20 protein-coding genes and 1 pseudogene are annotated in these 18877 nt (G+C 67.4%); 7 read left to right on the plus strand and 14 right to left on the minus strand.

Annotation, left to right across the window (positions count from 1 at the left end):
• Positions 1 to 94: 94 nt before the first annotated feature.
• From ACSQ2H_RS08845 to ACSQ2H_RS08855, 3 genes are read left to right on the plus strand one after another with little or no spacing between them, the layout of a single operon-like run.
• Positions 95 to 556, plus strand: coding sequence for a RidA family protein (locus ACSQ2H_RS08845; protein WP_436061049.1), 462 nt, complete (start codon positions 95 to 97; stop codon positions 554 to 556).
• A complete protein-coding gene (locus ACSQ2H_RS08850) occupies positions 553 to 1299 on the plus strand; it encodes a glycerophosphodiester phosphodiesterase (protein ID WP_436061050.1) in 747 nt (248 codons plus the stop codon). Before ACSQ2H_RS08845 ends, ACSQ2H_RS08850 begins: the two co-directional genes overlap by 4 nt.
• The gene (locus ACSQ2H_RS08855; RefSeq protein WP_436061051.1) at positions 1296 to 2456 is read left to right on the plus strand and encodes a GNAT family N-acetyltransferase; all 1161 of its coding nucleotides are present in this window, start codon (positions 1296 to 1298) and stop codon (positions 2454 to 2456) included. The genes ACSQ2H_RS08850 and ACSQ2H_RS08855 overlap by 4 nt, the downstream gene beginning before the upstream one ends.
• A 13-nt stretch (positions 2457 to 2469) precedes the next feature.
• Here ACSQ2H_RS08855 and ACSQ2H_RS08860 read toward each other — a convergent pair whose 3' ends face one another.
• Entirely contained in the window at positions 2470 to 4008 is a 1539-nt protein-coding gene (locus tag ACSQ2H_RS08860) for an acyl-CoA synthetase (RefSeq protein WP_436061052.1), read from the minus strand.
• 139 nt (positions 4009 to 4147) lie between these two features.
• On the opposite strand from ACSQ2H_RS08860, the gene ACSQ2H_RS08865 reads away from it, so the two are divergent.
• Positions 4148 to 4585 carry an HIT family protein gene (locus ACSQ2H_RS08865; protein ID WP_436061053.1) on the plus strand — a complete coding sequence of 146 codons (438 nt, stop codon included), beginning with the start codon at positions 4148 to 4150 and terminating at the stop codon, positions 4583 to 4585.
• Between the two features lie 93 nt (positions 4586 to 4678).
• Here ACSQ2H_RS08865 and clpA read toward each other — a convergent pair.
• The 4 genes and pseudogenes from clpA to ACSQ2H_RS08885 form a co-directional block, all read right to left on the minus strand.
• Positions 4679 to 6983 (minus strand): annotated as a pseudogene (clpA, locus tag ACSQ2H_RS08870) (ATP-dependent Clp protease ATP-binding subunit ClpA); the annotation flags it as partial.
• A gap of 6 nt (positions 6984 to 6989) precedes the next feature.
• Positions 6990 to 7319 carry an ATP-dependent Clp protease adapter ClpS gene (clpS, locus tag ACSQ2H_RS08875; RefSeq protein WP_056734830.1) on the minus strand — a complete coding sequence of 110 codons (330 nt, stop codon included), beginning with the start codon at positions 7317 to 7319 and terminating at the stop codon, positions 6990 to 6992.
• 151 nt (positions 7320 to 7470) lie between these two features.
• Positions 7471 to 8739: a DNA polymerase IV gene (locus ACSQ2H_RS08880; RefSeq protein ID WP_436061054.1), complete on the minus strand. Its 1269-nt coding sequence runs from the start codon at positions 8737 to 8739 to the stop codon at positions 7471 to 7473.
• Positions 8736 to 9629: an ROK family protein gene (locus ACSQ2H_RS08885; protein ID WP_436061055.1), complete on the minus strand. Its 894-nt coding sequence runs from the start codon at positions 9627 to 9629 to the stop codon at positions 8736 to 8738. Before ACSQ2H_RS08885 ends, ACSQ2H_RS08880 begins: the two co-directional genes overlap by 4 nt.
• 118 nt (positions 9630 to 9747) lie before the next feature.
• On the opposite strand from ACSQ2H_RS08885, the gene ACSQ2H_RS08890 reads away from it, so the two are divergent.
• Positions 9748 to 10443, plus strand: coding sequence for a YceI family protein (locus tag ACSQ2H_RS08890; RefSeq protein WP_436061056.1), 696 nt, complete (start codon positions 9748 to 9750; stop codon positions 10441 to 10443).
• On the opposite strand, the gene ACSQ2H_RS08895 is transcribed toward ACSQ2H_RS08890, so the two are convergent.
• On the minus strand, positions 10440 to 11108 hold the full coding sequence (locus ACSQ2H_RS08895) for a hypothetical protein (protein ID WP_436061057.1): 669 nt from the start codon (positions 11106 to 11108) through the stop codon (positions 10440 to 10442). The two genes, ACSQ2H_RS08890 and ACSQ2H_RS08895, sit on opposite strands and share 4 nt — an antisense overlap.
• Before the next feature lie 110 nt (positions 11109 to 11218).
• Between ACSQ2H_RS08895 and ACSQ2H_RS08900 the strand changes: the two genes are divergently transcribed.
• Complete coding sequence (locus tag ACSQ2H_RS08900; protein WP_056018205.1) at positions 11219 to 11584, plus strand: response regulator; 366 nt, start codon at positions 11219 to 11221, stop codon at positions 11582 to 11584.
• Between the two features lie 7 nt (positions 11585 to 11591).
• Positions 11592 to 12956, plus strand: coding sequence for a PleD family two-component system response regulator (locus tag ACSQ2H_RS08905; protein WP_436061058.1), 1365 nt, complete (start codon positions 11592 to 11594; stop codon positions 12954 to 12956).
• Positions 12957 to 13029: 73 nt separating this feature from the next.
• Here the strand turns inward: ACSQ2H_RS08905 and ACSQ2H_RS08910 are convergent, their stop codons facing one another.
• The 8 genes from ACSQ2H_RS08910 to ACSQ2H_RS08945 all read right to left on the minus strand — a co-directional run bounded on the left by ACSQ2H_RS08910 (position 13030) and on the right by ACSQ2H_RS08945 (position 18874).
• The gene (locus tag ACSQ2H_RS08910) at positions 13030 to 13968 is read right to left on the minus strand and encodes a hypothetical protein (protein WP_436061059.1); all 939 of its coding nucleotides are present in this window, start codon (positions 13966 to 13968) and stop codon (positions 13030 to 13032) included.
• A gap of 63 nt (positions 13969 to 14031) precedes the next feature.
• Complete coding sequence (locus ACSQ2H_RS08915) at positions 14032 to 14403, minus strand: tRNA-binding protein (protein ID WP_436061060.1); 372 nt, start codon at positions 14401 to 14403, stop codon at positions 14032 to 14034.
• Positions 14381 to 15340 carry a DMT family transporter gene (locus ACSQ2H_RS08920; protein WP_436061061.1) on the minus strand — a complete coding sequence of 320 codons (960 nt, stop codon included), beginning with the start codon at positions 15338 to 15340 and terminating at the stop codon, positions 14381 to 14383. The genes ACSQ2H_RS08915 and ACSQ2H_RS08920 overlap by 23 nt, the downstream gene beginning before the upstream one ends.
• A gap of 44 nt (positions 15341 to 15384) precedes the next feature.
• Entirely contained in the window at positions 15385 to 16134 is a 750-nt protein-coding gene (locus ACSQ2H_RS08925) for an AraC family transcriptional regulator (protein WP_436061062.1), read from the minus strand.
• A gap of 121 nt (positions 16135 to 16255) precedes the next feature.
• On the minus strand, positions 16256 to 16423 hold the full coding sequence (rpmG, locus tag ACSQ2H_RS08930) for a 50S ribosomal protein L33 (RefSeq protein WP_183770461.1): 168 nt from the start codon (positions 16421 to 16423) through the stop codon (positions 16256 to 16258).
• 113 nt (positions 16424 to 16536) lie between these two features.
• Positions 16537 to 17529: an FAD:protein FMN transferase gene (locus ACSQ2H_RS08935; protein ID WP_436061063.1), complete on the minus strand. Its 993-nt coding sequence runs from the start codon at positions 17527 to 17529 to the stop codon at positions 16537 to 16539.
• Positions 17529 to 18347 carry a DUF4198 domain-containing protein gene (locus tag ACSQ2H_RS08940; RefSeq protein WP_436061064.1) on the minus strand — a complete coding sequence of 273 codons (819 nt, stop codon included), beginning with the start codon at positions 18345 to 18347 and terminating at the stop codon, positions 17529 to 17531. Before ACSQ2H_RS08940 ends, ACSQ2H_RS08935 begins: the two co-directional genes overlap by 1 nt.
• An 11-nt stretch (positions 18348 to 18358) precedes the next feature.
• Entirely contained in the window at positions 18359 to 18874 is a 516-nt protein-coding gene (locus ACSQ2H_RS08945) for a DUF2271 domain-containing protein (RefSeq protein WP_436061065.1), read from the minus strand.
• Positions 18875 to 18877: the final 3 nt, after the last annotated feature.

The following is an 18877-nucleotide window of genomic DNA, read 5'->3' on the forward strand; positions in this document are numbered from 1 at the left end:
CCTCGGCGGGGTGTCCGAACGGAAAAGGCCCGCGCCAGCCCAGGCGCGGGCCTTTTCTCTTTTCGGGTCCAGAGCGCAGCGCTAGACCTTCGGCATGTCGAAGGTCGAAGAACGCCTGTCTGCGCTCGGGCTCACCCTGCCGCAGCCCAATCCGCCGGTCGCCAACTACGTGCCCTTCGTGAGGGCCGGCGATCTCGTCCATATCTCGGGCCAGGTGTCGCTCGACGCCGGCGGCGGGATTCGCGGCACGGTGGGCGAAGAGGTCGACCTGGAAACCGCCAAAGCCGCGGCTCGCCTGTGCGGTATCAACCTGATCGCCCAGATGAAAGCGGCCTGCGACGGCGATCTCGACCGCGTGGTCCGTGTGGTCAAGCTGGGCGGCTTCGTGCAGGCCGGCGCGAACTTCCTGGAGATCCCGCAGGTCGTGAACGGCGCTTCGGACCTGATGGTCGAGGCCTTCGGCGACGCCGGCAAGCACGCCCGCTCGGCGGTCGGCGTCTATCGTCTGCCGCTAGGCTTTTCGGTCGAGGTCGACGCCGTGGTGCAGGTTCGGTGAGCAACCCGTTCGGTGAGGCCTGGGACCTGCTGTTCCATCCGCCGGTGGCGCACCGGGGCCTGTGGACCCGCGGCGGCGCGCCGGAGAATTCGCTGGCTGCGTTTCAGGCCGCCTGCGAGGCCGGCTACGGCGTCGAACTGGACGTTCACTTGTCGTCGGACGGGGAGGCGATGGTCTTCCACGACGACGACCTGAAGCGGATGACGGGCGTCGAGGGCAAGCTGCGCGACCGCACGGCCGCCGACCTCGCCGAGCTGTCGCTGAAGGGCACCGACGAAAAGATCCCGACCCTGCGCGAGACCCTGGCCCTGATCGGCCGTCGGGCGATGGTGCATATCGAATTGAAGACCGCCTACGGCGAAGTCGGACCGCTGGAACAGCGCGTCCATGACCTGCTGATCGACCATGCGGGACCGACCTGCGTCATCGGCTTCAATCCTTACTCCCACGCTTGGTTCGCCGACCGATTCCCGGGCGTCCTGCGCGGGCTGGACAGCTATGACTACAAGCAGGCGCCGAGCATGAACGAAGCACAGCGCGACTCCTTCGCGCGGCTCGAGCACGTGTCGATCGCCCGCCCGCATTTCCTGGCGCTGCACATCGGCATGCTTCCGGACGAGCGGGCGGCGAAGTTCCGCGATGATGGGATGCCGATCGTGGCCTGGACCGTCCGCGAGCCAAGCCAGTGGGACGCGGTGAAAGACTACTGCGACAACCTGATCTTCGAGGGTTTCGAGGCGTGACGCTGAAGCCGGCGGTGCAGATCAGCCGCCGAATCGCCGAGATCGGGCGCGAGGCATGGGACTCCTGTGCGGGTCACCCTGATCATCGCGGCAACCCTTTCGTGTCGTTCGACTTCCTGGACATCGCCGAAGCGGCCGGCTGCGCCGTCGAGCGCACTGGTTGGGGGCCGCAGCACTTGGCGGTCGAGGACGAGGCGGGCCAGGTGGCTGCGGTCATGCCGCTCTATCTGAAGTCTCACAGCCGGGGCGAATACGTCTTCGATCATGCCTGGGCCGACGCCTATGAGCGGGCAGGGGGGCAGTACTATCCGAAGCTGATCTCCGCGGCGCCGTTCAGTCCGGTGACCGGGCCGCGGTTGCTGGTGCGGCCGGATGTCGACCTGGAGGAGGCGCGCCGCATCCTGCTGGGCGGCGCTCTGGCCGTGTGCGAGCAGTACGACGTCTCATCCCTGCACGTGAACTTCCCCACGCAAGGCGAGTGGGAGTGGTTCGGTGAGCGAGGGCTGCTGCAGCGCCAGGGCCAGCAGTACCACTGGCTGAACCAGGGGTACGCCAGCTTCGATGGGTTCCTCGAGGCGCTGTCCTCTGGCCGGCGCAAAACCATCCGCCGCGAGCGGCGCGACGCCCAGGCGCAAGTCGAGATCGTCGCGCTCACGGGCTCGGAGATCACCGAGGACCATTGGGACGCGTTCTTCGGCTTCTACATGGACACCGGCTCGCGCAAGTGGGGCCGGCCCTATCTCAATCGGCTGTTCTTCTCGCTGCTGGGCGAACGCATGGCCGATCGCGTGCTGCTGGTCATGGCGCGGCGTGGCGGACAATGGATCGCCGGGGCGCTCAACCTGATTGGCGAGGACTGCCTCTACGGCCGCAACTGGGGCTGCATCGAGGACGTGCCGTTCCTGCACTTCGAGCTCTGCTATTATCAGGCCATCGAATGGGCGATCGACCAGGGGCTGGCGCGGGTCGAGGCCGGCGCCCAGGGCCAGCACAAGATCGCTCGCGGCTATCTGCCGGCGCCCGTCTACTCGGCCCACTACATCGCCGACACGCGGCTGCGCGGCCCGGTGGACGACTTCCTGCGGCGCGAGCGCGAGGCGGTGAACGGCGAGATGGAATGGCTCGCCGAGGAGTATTCGCCGTTCCGCCAGGGCTGACGTCCGCGCCGGATCAGATCTTCCGATCCTGCCAGTAGGCGTCGCGCAGCAGCCGCTTGTAGAGCTTGCCAGTCGGAAGGCGGGGCATCTCCTCGATGAAGTCGATGGAGCGCGGGGCCATGTAGTGAGCCAGCCGCTCGCGGGCATAGGACATCAACTCGGCCGCCAGGTCGTCGCTCGGCGCCTGACCGGGCGCCGGCTCGATCACGGCCTTCACCGCTTCCCCCATCTCCGCGTCCGGGACGCCGAAGACGGCCACGTCGGCGACCTTTGGATGGGTGACCAGCGCGTCCTCGATGGCCTGCGGATAGATGTTCACCCCGCCCGAGATGATCATGAAGGCCTTGCGGTCTGTGAGGTAGAGGTAGCCGTCCTTGTCGAGATAGCCGACGTCGCCGAGCGCGTTCCAGTTTGGGTGCTTGGGATGGCGGGCCGAGGCGGTCTTGGCCGGATCGTTGTGGTACTCGAAAGTCGGGGCCTCGCGCTCGAAGTAGACGAGGCCGGTCTCGCCGATCGGCAGCTCCTCGCCGTCCTCGTCGCAGATATGCAGCACGCCCAGCGCTGCCCGACCGACCGACCCAGGATGTTCCAGCCAGTCCTGGCTGGTGATGAAGGTCGAGCCGGAGGCTTCGGTGCCGGCGTAGTATTCGTAGAGGATCGGCCCCCACCACTCGATCATCTGGCGCTTGACCTCGACCGGGCAGGGCGCGGCGGCGTGGACGGCGACCTTGTGGCTGGAGAGGTCGTAGCGCGTCCGAACCTCGGGCGGCAGCTTCAACATGCGGACGAACATGGTCGGCACCCATTGGCTGTGGGTGACGCGGTGTTTCTCGATCAGCAGCAGCGCCTGCTCCGGATCGAAGCGCTCCATCATCACGACCGTGCCGCCGAAGGACTGCACCGTCAGCACATAGGCCAGCGGCGCGGCGTGATAGAGCGGGGCCGGGGACAGATAGACGGATTGGTCCGATAGCTCATAGCGGTTGGACGCCTGACGGGTGTCGAACCCTTCCGCCGGCGTGATCTCGGGCAGCGGGCGGAGAATTCCCTTCGGGCGTCCGGTGGTGCCCGACGAGTAGAGCATGGAATCGCCCATCCACTCCTGGGCCAGCGGCTCTGGCGAACCCGATGCGACGGCTTCCTCATAGGAGGCCCAGCCCGGGATGACGCCGCCCGCCATGAGGCGGATCGGGCAGTTCGGGATCAGGTCCAGAAGTTCGGCCGCAGTGTCACGCTTGGCGTAGGAGGTGATCAGCGCCTTCGCCCCGCAGTCGCTGGCGATGTAGGCGGCCTCGTCCGGGGGGAGGTATCGGTTGATCGTCGTCACGTAGAGGCCCGAACGGAACGCCGCCCAGACCGGCTCCATGAACGCGAGGTTGTTCTCCATCAGCACTGCGACGTGATCGCCGCGGCGCAGGCCCTGGGCATGGAGAAACTGGGCCAGACGGTTCGACCGTTCGTTCAGTTCGGCGAATGTCACGACCTGGCCGGTGTCGGCGGAAATCATGGCCGGCTTGTCGGGCGTCAGCCGCGCGTGATCGGCGAGATACATCGCTTCCCTCCCTCCGCGGCCTTGTTGGCCGTCTGTCGTTGCAGGTTATCGCAAGGCGAGGGGGCGTAAACCCGTTGCCGTGTTCCGTCATGGTGGGCGATGCGTTACCACCGTGCGACGAGTTTGGAGGAAACACCGCATGAGCCTGGACGGGACCTACGAGGACGGCAACATCTTCGCGAAGATTCTCCGGGGCGAAGCGCCGGCGGCGAAGGTGTTCGAAGACGGCGAGATCCTCGCCTTCATGGACGTGTTTCCCCAGTCCCAGGGCCACACCCTGGTGATCCCCAAGCATTCACAGGCCCGCAACCTGCTTGAGGTGGAGCCCGAGGTCCTGGGGCCGCTGATGCTGGGCGTGCAGCGGATCACGCGGGCGGTGCGCGCAGCGCTGAACCCGGACGGGATCATGGTCTCGCAGTACAACGGCGCCCCGGCCGGCCAGACGATCTACCACCTGCACTTCCACATCATCCCGCGCTGGGCGGGGCTGGAACTCGGCCGTCATGGCGCGGGCGGCATGGCCGATCTGGCCGAACTCAAAGCCCTGGCCGAGCAGATCGCCGCCAAGATCGCCTGAGGAGATCAGCGGTCGAACCAAAGAAAAACCCCGGAGCCGAAGCTCCGGGGTTTCGCATTTTAGGCTGGAGCTGACCTTAGTTGGCCAGTTCCGGCGCGGGGTCCTCGGCGGGATCCTCGATGATCGGGGCGCCCGGCTCGCGGTCGTCGCCTTCGATCTCGAAGCCCAGCTTGCTGTCCTTGAGGACCACCTTGACGTGGCCGCCCTTGACCAGCTTGCCGAACAGGATCTCGTCGGCCAGCGGCTTCTTGATGTGCTCTTGGATGACCCGGGCCAGCGGCCGGGCGCCGTAGAGCTCGTCGAAGCCGTTCTTGGCCAGCCAGTCGGCCGCTTCTTCTGTCGTTTCGATCGTGACGTGACGATCGGCGAGCTGGGCTTCCAGCTGCATGACGAACTTCTGGACGACCTGGCGGATGATCTCCTGGGTCAGCGGCTTGAACTGGACCACCGCATCCAGGCGGTTGCGGAACTCCGGCGTGAACAGGCGCTTCAGAGCCTCGTCCACCTCGTCGTCCTGCTTGCCGCGGCCGAAGCCGATGGCGTTGCGCTGGGCGTCAGAGGCGCCGGCGTTGGTGGTCATGATCAGGACCACGTTCCGGAAGTCGACCTTCTTGCCGTTGGCGTCGGTCAGGACGCCATGGTCCATGACCTGCAACAGGATGTTGAAGACGTCCGGGTGAGCCTTCTCGATTTCGTCGAGCAGCACGACGGCGTGCGGATGCTGATCGACAGCGTCGGTCAGCAGGCCGCCCTGGTCGAAGCCGACATAGCCGGGAGGCGCGCCGATCAGGCGGCTGACCGTGTGGCGCTCCATGTACTCCGACATGTCGAAGCGCAGGAGCTCGATGCCCATGGTCGAGGCCAGCTGGCGGGCGGTCTCGGTCTTGCCGGTGCCGGTGGGGCCGGAGAACAGGTAGCAACCGATCGGCTTGTTCGCGTCGCGCAGGCCCGCCCGCGCCATCTTCATGGCGGCGGACAGCTGCTCGATCGCGTCGTCCTGGCCGTAGACCGCGCGCTTCAGATCGATTTCCAGTTCCTTCAGCGCGACCGTGTCGGACTTGGAGACCGACTTCGGTGGGATGCGGGCGATCTTGGCGACGACCGTCTCGATCTCCTTCACGCCGATGGTCTTCTTCCGCTTGCCCTCGGGCAGCAGCATCTGACTGGCGCCGGCCTCGTCGATGATGTCGATGGCCTTGTCCGGCAGCTTGCGGTCGGTGATGTACTTGGCCGACAGCTCCACCGCCGACTTGATGGCGTCATTGGTGTAGCGGAGCTTGTGGAACTCCTCGTAGTAGGTCTTCAGACCCTTGAGGATCTTGATGGTGTCCTCGATCGTCGGCTCGTTCACGTCGATCTTCTGGAAGCGCCGGACCAGGGCCCGATCCTTCTCGAAGTGCTGACGGAACTCCTTGTAGGTCGTCGAGCCCATGCAGCGCAGGGTGCCCGAGGCCAGGGCCGGCTTCAGCAGGTTGGAGGCGTCCATCGCCCCGCCGCTGGTCGCGCCGGCGCCGATCACCGTGTGGATCTCGTCGATGAACAGGATCGCGTCGGGGTGGTTCTCCAACTCCTTGACGACCTGCTTCACGCGCTCTTCAAAGTCGCCGCGATAGCGGGTGCCAGCCAGCAGCGAGCCCATATCGAGCGAGAAGATGGTCGCGCCGGCCAGAACTTCCGGGACCTGGTTGTTGATGATCTTGCGGGCCAGGCCTTCGGCGATGGCGGTCTTGCCGACGCCCGGGTCGCCGACCAGCAACGGGTTGTTCTTGGTCCGGCGGCAGAGGATCTGGATGCAGCGCTCGACCTCGGCATGACGCCCGATCAGCGGGTCGACCTTACCTTGCTTGGCCTTTTCGTTGAGATTGACGCAGTAGGCCTCGAGTGCTTCGCCGCCGGTCTTCACCGCAGGCTTGTCCTCGTCCTCGGAGCCCTTGACCGTCTTGGGCTGCTCAGCGCCGGCCTTCTTGGCGATGCCATGGGCGATGTAGTTGACCGCGTCGTAGCGCGTCATGTCCTGCTCTTGCAGGAAGTAGGCGGCGTGGCTCTCGCGCTCGGAGAAAATGGCCACGAGCACGTTGGCTCCGGTCACTTCCTCGCGGCCCGAGGACTGGACGTGGATCACGGCGCGCTGGATCACGCGCTGGAACGACGACGTCGGCTTGGCGTCCTCGCCGTCGTCGACGACCAGGGAGCGGAGCTCGTTGTCCACGTAGTTGGTGAGAGTGGTGCGCAGCGCGGCCAGGTCCACGTCGCACGCGCGCATCACACCAGCCGAGTCCTCATCGTCGATGAGGGCGAGCAGCAGGTGCTCTAGCGTCGCGTACTCGTGCTTACGCTGGTTCGCGAAAGCCACCGCGCGGTGGAGAGATTCTTCAAGCTGGCGCGAGAATGACGGCACTGAGCCTCAATCCTTTTCCATTGTGCATTGCAGCGGGTGCTGATGCCGGCGAGCGGTATCAACCACCTGGGCCACCTTCGTTTCCGCCACTTCGTATGTGAACACGCCACACACGCCGACACCATGTTGGTGAACGTGCAGCATGATCCGCGTCGCGTCTTCGCGCGACTTGTTAAAGTATTGCTCAAGCACGTAGACGACGAATTCCATCGGCGTGTAGTCATCGTTCAGGATGAGCACGCGATACATCGACGGCTTCTGCGTCTTCGGCTTGGTCTGAGTGATGACCGTCGACCGGACGCCCGTATCTTGATCACCTTGCTTGCGCTCGGCCATCGAACAGGTCTCCTGAGGGCAGCCGCCCTCTCTACAATGGATTAGATATGGAAAAGGCTGCCGTATGGAAGGGTTGAAATGTCGCCCGAAGGCTCCAACCCGTCTAACCGCGCGTTTTTGTCACCCCGAATGCGGGGGAACATGGCAACCCTCAATCATGGGAGGTGCGTTTCGCCCCCAATGCCCGTCCGGATGTGACCGCATCGGGGCCGAATCGCGCCCGTAGCTTATCCACGGCGCGTTCCTCGACCAGCGCCTTCTGCTCAGCGCCGGCGAAAAAGTCATGCTCCACAGCATCGGCGTCGATCAGTTCGGCCATGCCGATGCCGATCAACCGCCAGGGGCGTCCGTCGACCTCCTTGGCCAGCAGTTCGCGGCCGACCGCGAACAGGGTCTTGGCCGTCTGGGTCGCCACGGGCAGGGCGCGGCGGCGGGTGATGATCTTGAAGTCGGTGCGGCGCAGCTTCAGGGTCACGACCCGGCCCGCAACGCCGCCGGCGCGGGCCTGGCGCGCCACCCGCTCGCAGAGCGGAGCGAGTTTGTCCTCCAGATCCGAGCGTGCGGACAGGTCCTCGTTGAAGGTGGTCTCCGCGCTGATGCCCTTGCGTTCCTCGTTCGGGTTGACGCTGCGGTTGTCGCGCCCGTGCGCGAGATCGTGCAGCCTCAGGCCCTGAGCGCCGAAGCGCTGCGCCAGGACCTTGAGGTCGGCGCGGGCCAGGTCGCCGACCTTGCTGAATCCTGCGCCTTCCAGGGACTTGATCATCGCCGGGCCGACGCCGGGGATGATGCCGACCGGTTTGGACGCCAGGAAGCTCTGCGCCTCGGCCGCGCCGATCACCGAAAAGCCGCGCGGCTTGTCGAGGTCTGAGGCGATCTTGGCGAGGAACTTGTTGGCGGCCAGGCCGATCGAGACGGTGATGCCCACCTCGGTCTCGATCTTCGCCTGCAGCCGGGCCAGGGTCTCGGCCGGGGGCGCGCCGTGCAGGCGCTCGGTGCCCGACAGATCCATCCACGCCTCGTCCAGCGAAAGCGGCTGAACCAGCGGGGTCAGGTCGCGCACCATCTCCATGATCCGCCGGCTCTCCGTGCGGTACTTGGTGAAGTCCGGCTTGATGATCACAGCCTGGGGGCAGAGTTGGCGCGCCTTGAACATGGGCATGGCCGAGCGCACGCCGCTGATGCGGGCGATGTAGCAGCAGGTGGTGACCACGCCACGCTTGCCGCCGCCGACGATCACCGCCTGGTCGCGCAGCGAAGGATCGTCGCGCTTTTCCACCGAAGCGTAGAAGGCGTCGCAATCCATGTGCGCAATTGAAAGCGCTTCGAGTTCCGCGTGCGCGACGATCCGCGGCGAGCCGCAGGCCGGGCAGCGGCGCTCGAACTGGCCGCGCTTGAAGCAGTCGCGGCAGAGAGTGCTCATGGCGTCAGCGGCCACAGCCAGGCGGCGCCGCGCACGCCGGAAGAATCCCCGTGCAGGGCGGGGCGGATCTCGGTCTCGAACAGGTCCGAGAACACCAGAGGGGTGATCGCGTCTGGGAGACGCTCGTAGAGTTCGCCGACGTTCGACATGCCGCCGCCGAGCACGATGACGTCCGGGTCGAGCACGTCGCAGACCACGGCGAGGCCGCGAGCCAGACGGTCGACATAGCGGTCCAACGCCTCGGCGGCCGCCGGCTCGCCGCCTCGGGCCGCCTCGATGATGTGTTCGCCCGACAATCCTCCGCCGTGGTCCTTGGCGAGGCCGGGCCCTGAGACCCAAAGCTCCATGCAACCGCGTCGCCCGCACCAGCACGAGGGACCCGGATGTTCGGCGTCGGTCGGCCAGGGCAGGGGCATGTGCCCCCACTCGCCAGCGAAGGCGTTGCGGCCTTCAAGGATCGTTCGGTCCACCGCCACGCCCGCGCCGCAGCCGGTCCCCAGGATCGCGGCGAAGACCACGCGATGTCCGGCCGCCGAGCCGTCGACGGCCTCCGACAGCGCGAGGCAGTTCGCGTCGTTGGCGTAGCGCACCGGGCGCTCCAGCACGCGGGCGAGGTCGGCGGGGAAGGGGTGGCCGTTGAGCTCGGTCGAGTTGGCGTTGCGCATCAGGCCGGTGGCGGGGGAGGGCGAGCCCGGGCCGCCGACGCCGATGCTGGCGCCCTTCACGCCGGCCTGACGCTCGGCTTCGCTGACCAGCTCGCGAACCGCTTCGAGGCCGGCCGCATAGTCGCGGGGCGAGGCGACGCGCACGCGCGCCTGGAAGCAGCCCTGCGCGTCCAGCGCCGCGGCCTCGATCTTGGTGCCGCCGAAGTCCACGCCGATCCGGATCATGAGGTCATGGTTTGTTCCGTTTTGCACGCCTGCGCAATGGGCGGCGATTTCGGTTGGCGTGGCGGTCCGGCTGGTGCGACGCTCAGTTGTGGCCAGACACACTCGAAGGACCGGACCCATGAAGCGTGCCGCCTGGGCGTTCGCCGCCCTTACCGTCGCCGCCTGTTCGCAGTCGCCGGCCGAGAAGAAGGCGGCCGAGCCGCCCGCGCCGACGGCCGCTGCGCCAGCGGCCCAGAACACCGCCCCTCCGGGCGAGTACAAGTTGGACAACACCCACGCCAGCGTCACCTTCCGGGTCAATCACCTGGGCCTGTCGCGCTATACGGCGCGCTTCACCGACATCGCCGGCAAGCTGAACTTCGATCCCGCCAACCCCGCGGCGATGACCGTGGAGGCGACGGTCGATCCGAAGTCGCTCGAAACGGACTTCCCGCTCGACGAGCCGGACTTCGACGCCGAGCTCGCCGGGCCGAAGTGGCTCGACGCTGGCAAGTTCCCGACCATCGCCTTCAAGTCGACTAAGGTCGAGCTGACCGGCGCCAACACCGCCAAGGTCACGGGCGACTTCACCCTCCATGGCGTGACGCGGCCCCTGACCTTGGATGTCACCTTCAACGGCGGCTATGCCGCTGGCGGCATGGACCCCAGCGGGGCGCGCATCGGCTTTTCGGCCAAGGGCGAGATCAAGCGTTCGGACTTCGGGATCGCCTATGGCGTGCCCGCGCCGGGGACGAACTTCGGCGTCAGCGATGCTGTCGAGATCATCATCGAGGCCGAGTTCACCCAGCCGGGCCCGGCCAAGCCGGCGGCCTAGAACACCGCCGCTTCGATCGCCTCGCGCAGCGCCCGCCAGTCGTCGATCCTGGTGTGGCGCTCGGGGGCAGTCGGGGCCAGCGGCTGCAGGCGTGGATCGGCGACCATCTGGAAGCGGTTCACGCCCGGCGCGCTTTCGGCCACGGAGTCGAGGTTCGAGATCAGGTCGTCGATGAACGCCGCTCGCGCCTTCACCTGCCGGGCCATCAGGGCTGCGACAGGCCCCTTCGGGCCCGTGTTGAGCACGAGCGGATAGTCCATGCCATGGCGGCCCAGCCAGCGGGCGCGCGCCATGCGGGCCGGTCCCGGCGCATTGGTGAGGATCACGACATTGGCGCGCTGGGACAGCGCACGCAGCGCTTCGGGGCCGCCAGGGGCGGGCTCCATGTCCCCGCAGCCGAGACGGAAGAAGTCGTCGAAGTGCGAACGACCTTCCTCGATCGGCAGGTGTTGGGTCTCGCCGGGACGATAGATGTTCTGGAACAACGCGAAGCGGTCGACGCGGAACTCCAGGCCGCGCCCCTCCAGGAAGCGCCCGAAGCCCTGCATGAACAGCCCCAGCACCTCGTCCACGTCGACCAACAGCAGCGGCCGATGCGGATCGACGCCCAGTTCCAGCAGGTTGGGCGCCCGCGGCGGCGGCAGTTGAGGTGAAACGCTGGCCAAAGGGCCCTCCGGTGCGACTAACGCGAGTTTAAGGATATCCGTGAGATTAACGATCCAAAGGTGGAGCCAGCGGTCGATTCGCGGGCTCTCGAAGCATCGTCGAGACGAAAATGGCCAAGAAGGTCCTCATCGTCGAGGACAACGAGCTGAACATGAAGCTGTTTCATGATCTGCTCGATGCCCAAGGCTACGAAACCCTACAGACCCGCGAGGGGCTGCAGGCGCTTGCGTTGGCGCGTGAGCATCGCCCCGATCTGATCTTGATGGACATCCAGCTGCCCGAGATCTCCGGCCTGGAGGTCACCAAGTGGCTGAAGGAGGACGACGAGCTGGCCGCGATTCCAGTCGTGGCGGTGACGGCGTTCGCCATGAAGGGCGACGAGGAGCGGATTCGCGAAGGCGGATGCGAGGCCTATCTATCGAAACCAATTTCCGTGTCGCACTTTCTCGATACCATCCGGCGATTGTTGAGTTAGTTCGCGCATGTCCGCCCGCATCCTCGTCGTCGACGACATCGAAGCCAACGTGCGTCTGCTGGAAGCCAAGCTGACGGCCGAGTACTACGATGTCCTGACGGCCAGCGACGGGCCGACGGCGTTGGCCATCGCAGCCAAGGAAAAGCCCGACATCGTCCTGCTGGACGTCATGATGCCGGGCATGGACGGCTTCCAGGTCTGCCGGCGGCTGAAGGACGATCCGGAGACCCGCCACGTGCCCGTGGTGCTGGTCACCGCCCTGGACGGCCGCGCCGACCGTATCGCCGGGCTGGAGTCCGGCGCCGACGAGTTCCTGACCAAGCCTATCGACGACGTCATGCTGTTCGCCCGCGTGCGCAGCCTGACCCGGCTCAAGATGGTCATCGACGAGCTGCGCGATCGCGAGGCTTCGGGCCGCCGCATGGGCGTCATCGCGGGCGCGGCCTCGCGCCTGGGCGGGACGGGCGGGCGGATCCTCATTGTCGACGACCACGAGCGGCAGGCCCAGCGCGTCGCCACCGAATTGGCCATCGAGCATCGGCCGGTCATCGAGGCCGATCCCGAAAAGGCGCTGATGACCGCAAAGGGGCCGGTCGATCTGATCATCGTCAACGCGACGGCGCGCGGCTTCGACGGCCTGCGCTTCGCCGCCCAGCTGCGATCGGACGAAGCGACGCGGCACTTGCCGGTGCTGGCGGTGGTCGACTTCGACGAGCGTCCGCGGCTGGTGAAGGCGCTGGAGATCGGCGTCAACGACATCCTGCCCAAGCCGATCGACCCGCAGGAGCTGGCGGCCCGCGCGCGCACCCAGATCCGGCGCAAGCGCTACACCGACTATCTGCGCGACAATCTGGACCACTCGCTCGAACTGGCGGTCACCGACCAGCTGACCGGGCTGCACAACCGTCGCTACATGAACGGTCAGCTCGAGGCGCTGGTGCGCCGGGCGACGCATGGCGGCGATCCGGTGGCTTGCCTGCTGATCGACATCGACCACTTCAAGAAGATCAACGACGGCTACGGCCACGACGTCGGCGACGAGGTGCTGCGCGAGTTCGCCGTGCGCCTGGCCTCCAACGTCCGGGCCATCGACCTGCCGTGCCGCTACGGCGGCGAAGAGTTCGTCGTGGTCATGCCCGACACCAAGCTGGAAGACGCCGAGCGCATCGCCGAGCGGATCCGGCTGCATGTCGCCGGCTCGCCCTTCCGGGTGATGGGCGGAAGCGAACTGCTGACGGTCACGATCTCGGTCGGCGTCGCTGCGACGCTTGGAGAGAGCGACAAGCCCGAAGCCCTGCTCAAGCGCTCCGACGAGGCGGTCTACGAGGCCAAGGCCCACGGCCGCAACAAGGTGGTCGCCCGCGCGGCGTGACCTCGACCACCGCGTCGAGGCAGGGGGCCGCGCTCTGCATCCCTTACCGCTTCACCGTCAGGCCGACCGCGCCCTAAAGCGTGCGGTGCTCGGCGCCTATCCGGATGCCGTAGGTCGCGAGGATCCAAGCGGGCACGGTCGGGTCCAACGCCAGGGCCTGGGCGCGATCGCGTTTGCTGGCCGCCTCGTTGTTCTGCAGCGCCATGATCAGGCTGCGGGCGAACAGGGCCCGCGCGTTTGACGCATCGTTGGCGATGACGTGCTCGAAGTCGGCGAGCGCGGCGGCGCGCTTGCCGAGGATCAGGCTCAGGAAGGCGCGGTCGAGACGTACGTCGGCGGCGGCGGGGTTGAGCTGCACGGCGCGGTCGCAGTCGCGGGGCGCCTCGGACCGCCAACGGCCACGCGCGGCGGCGTTGCACATCCAGGCGAGGGCGGCCGGATCGGCGGCCTGCGCCGCCGGCGAGGTCTCGTAGCCCTGCGGCATGGTCTGGATCTCGCGCTGGGCGGCTCGGAAGCCCTCGAAGGTGCGGCCCTTGAGGGCGGCTGGCGCGCCGCACAGCATTGCGGCCTCGACCTCCTCCGTTTCGATCAGGCGGCCGCGCTTGCCAGAGAACAGCACCTTCTGACTCGTCAGCTTTCCATCATGGTCGAAGAGCCCGATCTTGCCGTCGAAGATGCGCTGGCGCTCGCAGTCGAGCGTCTTGCGTTGGGCGATCATCGCCGACTTGCCCTCGAGCCCGGTCGGCGACTTGCCGATCACCAGCACGGTCGCATTGACAGTCTTGCCGTCGCGCGAGACCTCGTCGCGGACGACGAACCGGGCCTCGGTGACGCCCTCGCGTACGAGCACCAGCGCTCCTGTGGGCGCTTTGGGGATATAGGCGGCGGCTTCTGCATCGCTATTAGCCGCTCGCTTGGCGTCCTGGGACAGCCAGAAGGCTCCGCCTCCGATGATCGCGGTGCCCACGCCCAGTCCGACCAGCAGCCCGACGTTCGATTTCTTCTTGGCCATGTCTTCCCCCCGGAATCCGGTCGAGGAGGGTAGTCCAGTAAGCTCTGCTATTCCAGGTAGCGCTTAGGCCAGTCGCGCGCCGTTGGGGACCGCCGAGGTCGGCGCAGCCAGTACGATGCGGCCGTCCTCATCGGGAAAGCCCAGGACCAGCACTTCGGAGCGGACCGGGCCGATCTGGCGGGGCGGGAAGTTCACCACAGCCATCACCCGGCGTCCGACGAGCTCCTGCAACGTGTAGTGCTCGGTGATCTGGGCCGAACTCTTCTTCACGCCGATCGCGGGACCGAAGTCGATGGCCAGGCGAAATGCCGGCTTGCGCGCCTCTGGAAACGGCTCGGCCGAAACTATGACGCCCGCACGGATGTCGATCTTGGCGAAGTCGTCGAAGACGATCTGTTCGGCGGCCGGTTCGTCAGGCGTGCTGATCTTGTGCATGTGCTGCTCCTTGGCGCGGGCGGTGCGCCGAAACGCAGGTGACGACGCTGGCGACCATCAAGGCGATGGCGGCGAGTTCGGCCGTGGTCGGCCAGCGCTGCTCCCAGAGGAAGCCGTAGAGTAGGGCGAACAGGGTCTCGAACAGGATCATCTGGCCCACCAGGGTCAGCGGCAGCAGTCGGCTGGCGCGGTTCCAGAAGGCGTTGCCGACGATGGACGCGAAGATCGCGACGCCGGCTGAGACGGCGATGAACCGCATCCACTCGGCCGATGCGTGCGCGCCGGCGCCGATCAGCGCCGCCGGGATCGCAAGCAGGACCGCCTGGGCCCCGGTCGCCACGCCAGTCAGCAGGCTCCAGTCGTGGGCGGAGACGTGCTGCATGCGGGCCAGCCAGCGGCCGTTCCAGACCGCATAGGCGGTCCAGGAGACCAGCGCGCCAACGGCGCAGGCCAAGCCGACCATGGCCTTGGTTTCCGAGCCTGGCGCGGCGGCGTCCAGCGACTGCCAGGCGATACAGGCGACGCCGCCGGCGCCCATGACCAGCGAGGGGATCAGCCGTCGCAGCGGGACTGCGCCGTGGTCACGGCTGCCGATCACCGTCACCGCGACGGGCAGGAAGCCGACCACGACCGAGGTCATGGTCACCCCGCCCAGCTGCACGGCGCTAGCGAGGAGGACATAGTAGAGGGTGTTGCCCAGCACGCTGAGCCACGACAGCGCGACCCACTCGCGCCGGCCGATCGCGTTGCTGACCGCCCGCCAGCGGGGCGCCAGCAAGACCGCTGCGAGCGCGCCATAGGCGAGATAGCGCCCGGCCGCCAGCTGCAACGGCGAGAACTCGGAGGCCAGCTCCGGCGCGAGGAAGACCAGCCCCCAGAGCGCGCCGGCGGCCAATCCGCATCCGACGCCCAGCAATGTCCGGCCTTGTCCTGTCATGAGGCGGCAGATGCCACGAAACAGCGGCCCGGTCTTGGCCCGGGCTACTGCGCTTTGGTCCGCGTCTCGCGTTCCTGGCGGCGATAGGCGGCGGGGGTCATGCCGCTGGTCCGCCGCATCGCCCGCGTCAGCGCGCTCTGGTCAGCGTAGCCGCAGCGGTGGGCGACTTCGGCGATCGACGCCGGCGAGGTCGCCAGCCAGTCGCGAGCCTGGCGCAGGCGAACTTCGCTCAGCCAGGCCCGCGGGCTCATGCCGAGCTCGGTCTGGAACAGGGCGTGCAGGCGGCTGACGCTGAGCGCCGTCCGCTCGGCCATCATGGCGGCGGTCCAGGGCAGGGCGGGGGCGGCCTCGATCTCGGCGGCGAGCCGCGCCAGACGCGAGGCGGCGCTGGCCGGCGCCTGGCCCAAGGCGTCGATCAGCAGCGGCGTCCAGAGCGCCACTGTGGCGGACGCAGCACGTCCATCGGCGATCATCAGGCCCATGTAGTCGATGAGCTTGGTGGCGGCGGGCGTCAGACTCACGAACGGCGCGCGCGCGAGCCGCTCGGCCATCTGGGGGGCCAGGTGAGCCAGGTGCAGATCGAGGATGAGCGAGCGGTTGGCGATGTCGCTCATGGTTGAGTGCTGGGTTCCAGCGACCACGAAGGCGGCGCGCCCGGAAGCGAGTCGGCCGCCCTGGCCGGCGATTTCCAACTCGAGCGCTCCGCTGAGCGGCAGCACCAGTTGGTCGAAGCTGTGGCTGTCGGGGCCGCGGTCTTCGCCGTAGCTGCGGATGCTGAGATCCAGGGGCGTCATGACCGTATGTTAGCTCAGGCCGAGGGGCGACGACATGACGCGCTGCGCCGCGGGACGCACAACGAAAAACGCCCGGCCAGCCGGCCGGGCGTTTTCACAGACTGGAGAGTCTGGTGAAGGCTTATTTGATCTTGCCTTCTTTGAACTCGACATGCTTGCGCACGATCGGGTCGTACTTGTTCATGACCAGCTTTTCGGTCTTCGTGCGGGCGTTCTTCTTGGTGACGTAGAAGTAGCCGGTGTCAGCCGACGAGTTCAGGCGGATCTTGATGGAGGCGGGCTTCGCCATGGTCGGTCCTCGCGGGGCCGGTCGGACCGGCAGGTGTTCTAAAGAGCCGCGGACAATACGAATCTCGAACCCAAAGTCAATGCGGCCTTGGGAAAATCCGCGGGTGTCCTGGCTCAGGCCAGCATCGCCTCAAGGGCGGGGGTGACGATTTCGCTCAATCCGGCGCCATTGTCCACCAGCAGATAGGCGGCGACCTCGTGCCGGACGGCGAAGGCGCGGCCGTCTTCTGGTCCCAGCACGCCGATCGCGGTGCAGAGCGCGTCGGCGTCGATGCAGTCGCGGGCGACGACGCTGACCGAACGCAGGCCGTTGGCGGCGGGCTGTCCGGTGCGCGGATCCAGCGTGTGGCTGTAGCGCCGTCCGTCGTGGTCGAGGAAGCGGTGATAGTCGCCGGAGGTGGCGAGCGAGAGGCCGTGCAGCGCCACGCGGATCGGACCGCCCGGCAGGCTGACGCCTGGCGGCGCGGCGATGTCGGCGAGCCAGGGCTGGCCGTCCGGCTTGACGCCGGCGCCCCGGAGCTCGCCGCCGATTTCCACGAGGTGGTCCGCCAGCCCAAGGTGGGAGAGAGCTCGCGAGACTTCGTCCACACCAAATCCCTTGGCGATTCCGGACAGGTCGAGATGCAGGCCGCCCGGCTGGAACATGCGCTGGCCGTCGCGGGCCAGTCGGTCCCAGCCGCAGTCGGCCCGAGCGGCCTCAAGTTCGGCGTCAGGGGGAGGAGAGGTCGGGCCGGGCGGTCCGAACCCCCATAGATCCACCAACCGTCCTGCCGTGGGGTCGAAGGCGCCGTCGCTCAATTCCGCCCAATGCAGCGCGCGGTCCATCACGTGCTGGAAACCGGGCGCGAGGTCGAGCCAGTCGCCGGCGGCCGCGCGGTTGAACCGTGAGATGTGGGAGTCCGGCTCCCAGTTGCTCATCTGCTCGATCAGGCCGTTCAGAAGGCCCTGGATCTGGGCAGGAAGGGCCGTGAGCTCGAAGCCTGGGGGCGCGAAAGCCTTGACGTTCCAAGCCACGCCCATCGTCGGGCCGCTGAAGGCGACCGCTCGCTCGCCGCGGGCCCGAAGGGCGCGCGGCGAGAGGTCCAGAGGGACGGCGACCCGACTCATCAGTCGGGCAGGACTTCCAGAGTCGTCACGTAGGCGGCGCTGCGCTCGGCGTTCGGGATGCTGCTCTGACCGCCGCGGACGGAGGCCTCCAGCCAGTACATGCCGGCCGCCGGCCAGTGCACGGTGAAGGCGCCGTCGGCCCCGGTCTTCAGCTTCAGCTCGGTGGTCTTGCCGGCGTAGCGGTTGCCGCCGGCGACGACCTCGACCTCGACATTGGCCGCAGGCTTGCCGTCGATGACCAGCTTGAAGGTCGCCGGTTCGCTGGCCACGAGGTCGTTCGGATGGGTGACGGGGTCGAGCTCGAGGCCCTTGCCGGTCAGCTTCAGGGCTTCCTTGGTCGGCGAGCCGCGGGTGGCGAAGACTTCCAGTCGGCGCGCGTTCTCCGTGATCTTGACGTCGGTGGCGTCCTTGGGGATCGCCGTCGCCAGGTCGGCGGCCGCGCCACGCCAGCGCTTCTGCTCGCCGCCCTGCTTGTACGAGGCGCCGACGCCGTCGCTGACATTGGCGATCTTGTAGGTGCCCGGCTGGCTCAGCTGCACGTCGAAGGTGCTGCGGTACTTGCCGGTCGCGCCGTTCTTGATTTCGCCCTTCGAGCCGTCCGGCGCGATCACCGAGATGCCGTCGAGGCGCATCGGCACGTGGTCGAAGTAGAACAGGTCGTTGGAGACGGCGGCGTCGACGGTGATCCAGGGATCGTTGCCCGACAGCACGGTGGCCGAGGGCAACAGCCATTGGCGGTGTGCGCTGGCGGCGGCCGGGATCGCCAGGATGGCGACGACGGAGACGGCGGCCAGGGCGCCGCGGCGGATCTTTTGCATGCTTCTGTCCTCTACGGCTTGACGGTGACGCTCACGGCGCCGAGTTCGCTGGTCCCCTTGGCGGAGGACGTCGTGCGGGCCTTAGGGGGCCATTGGAACGGCGCGCGCACCACCTCGACGCCGCCGACTTCGCGAGCCGCTTCGACGACGATGTTGTACTGGCCGGCCGGCAGGTTCCCGAGCGGCGTCGCACCCCCCTTGAACACCACCTGGTGCTTGCCGGGCGCGCGGGTCGCGGCGCTGACGCCATCGGCGGGCAGGCTCATGTCGCGGCCGGCCCGGCGCCACCACTGGCGCATGTCCTTCAGCCACTTCTGGCCTTCCTGGTTCTTCAGCTTGACGTCGTACCAGACGGCCAGCGTCTTCACCGCGGTCTTGTCCTGGTTCTCGATCCAGACGGCGACGTACGGGCGATGGTACTCGGCGACCGTCAGCCGCGGAATTTCCAGGCTCAACTCCAGGTCCGCCGCCAAGGCGGGACCCGCCATCAGGCCCGTGAAGGCGGCGGTGTAGATCGGCAGACGCATAGG

Origin of the sequence: Phenylobacterium sp. LjRoot97 (assembly GCF_964254345.1) — a bacterium.
Taxonomy (GTDB): domain Bacteria; phylum Pseudomonadota; class Alphaproteobacteria; order Caulobacterales; family Caulobacteraceae; genus Phenylobacterium.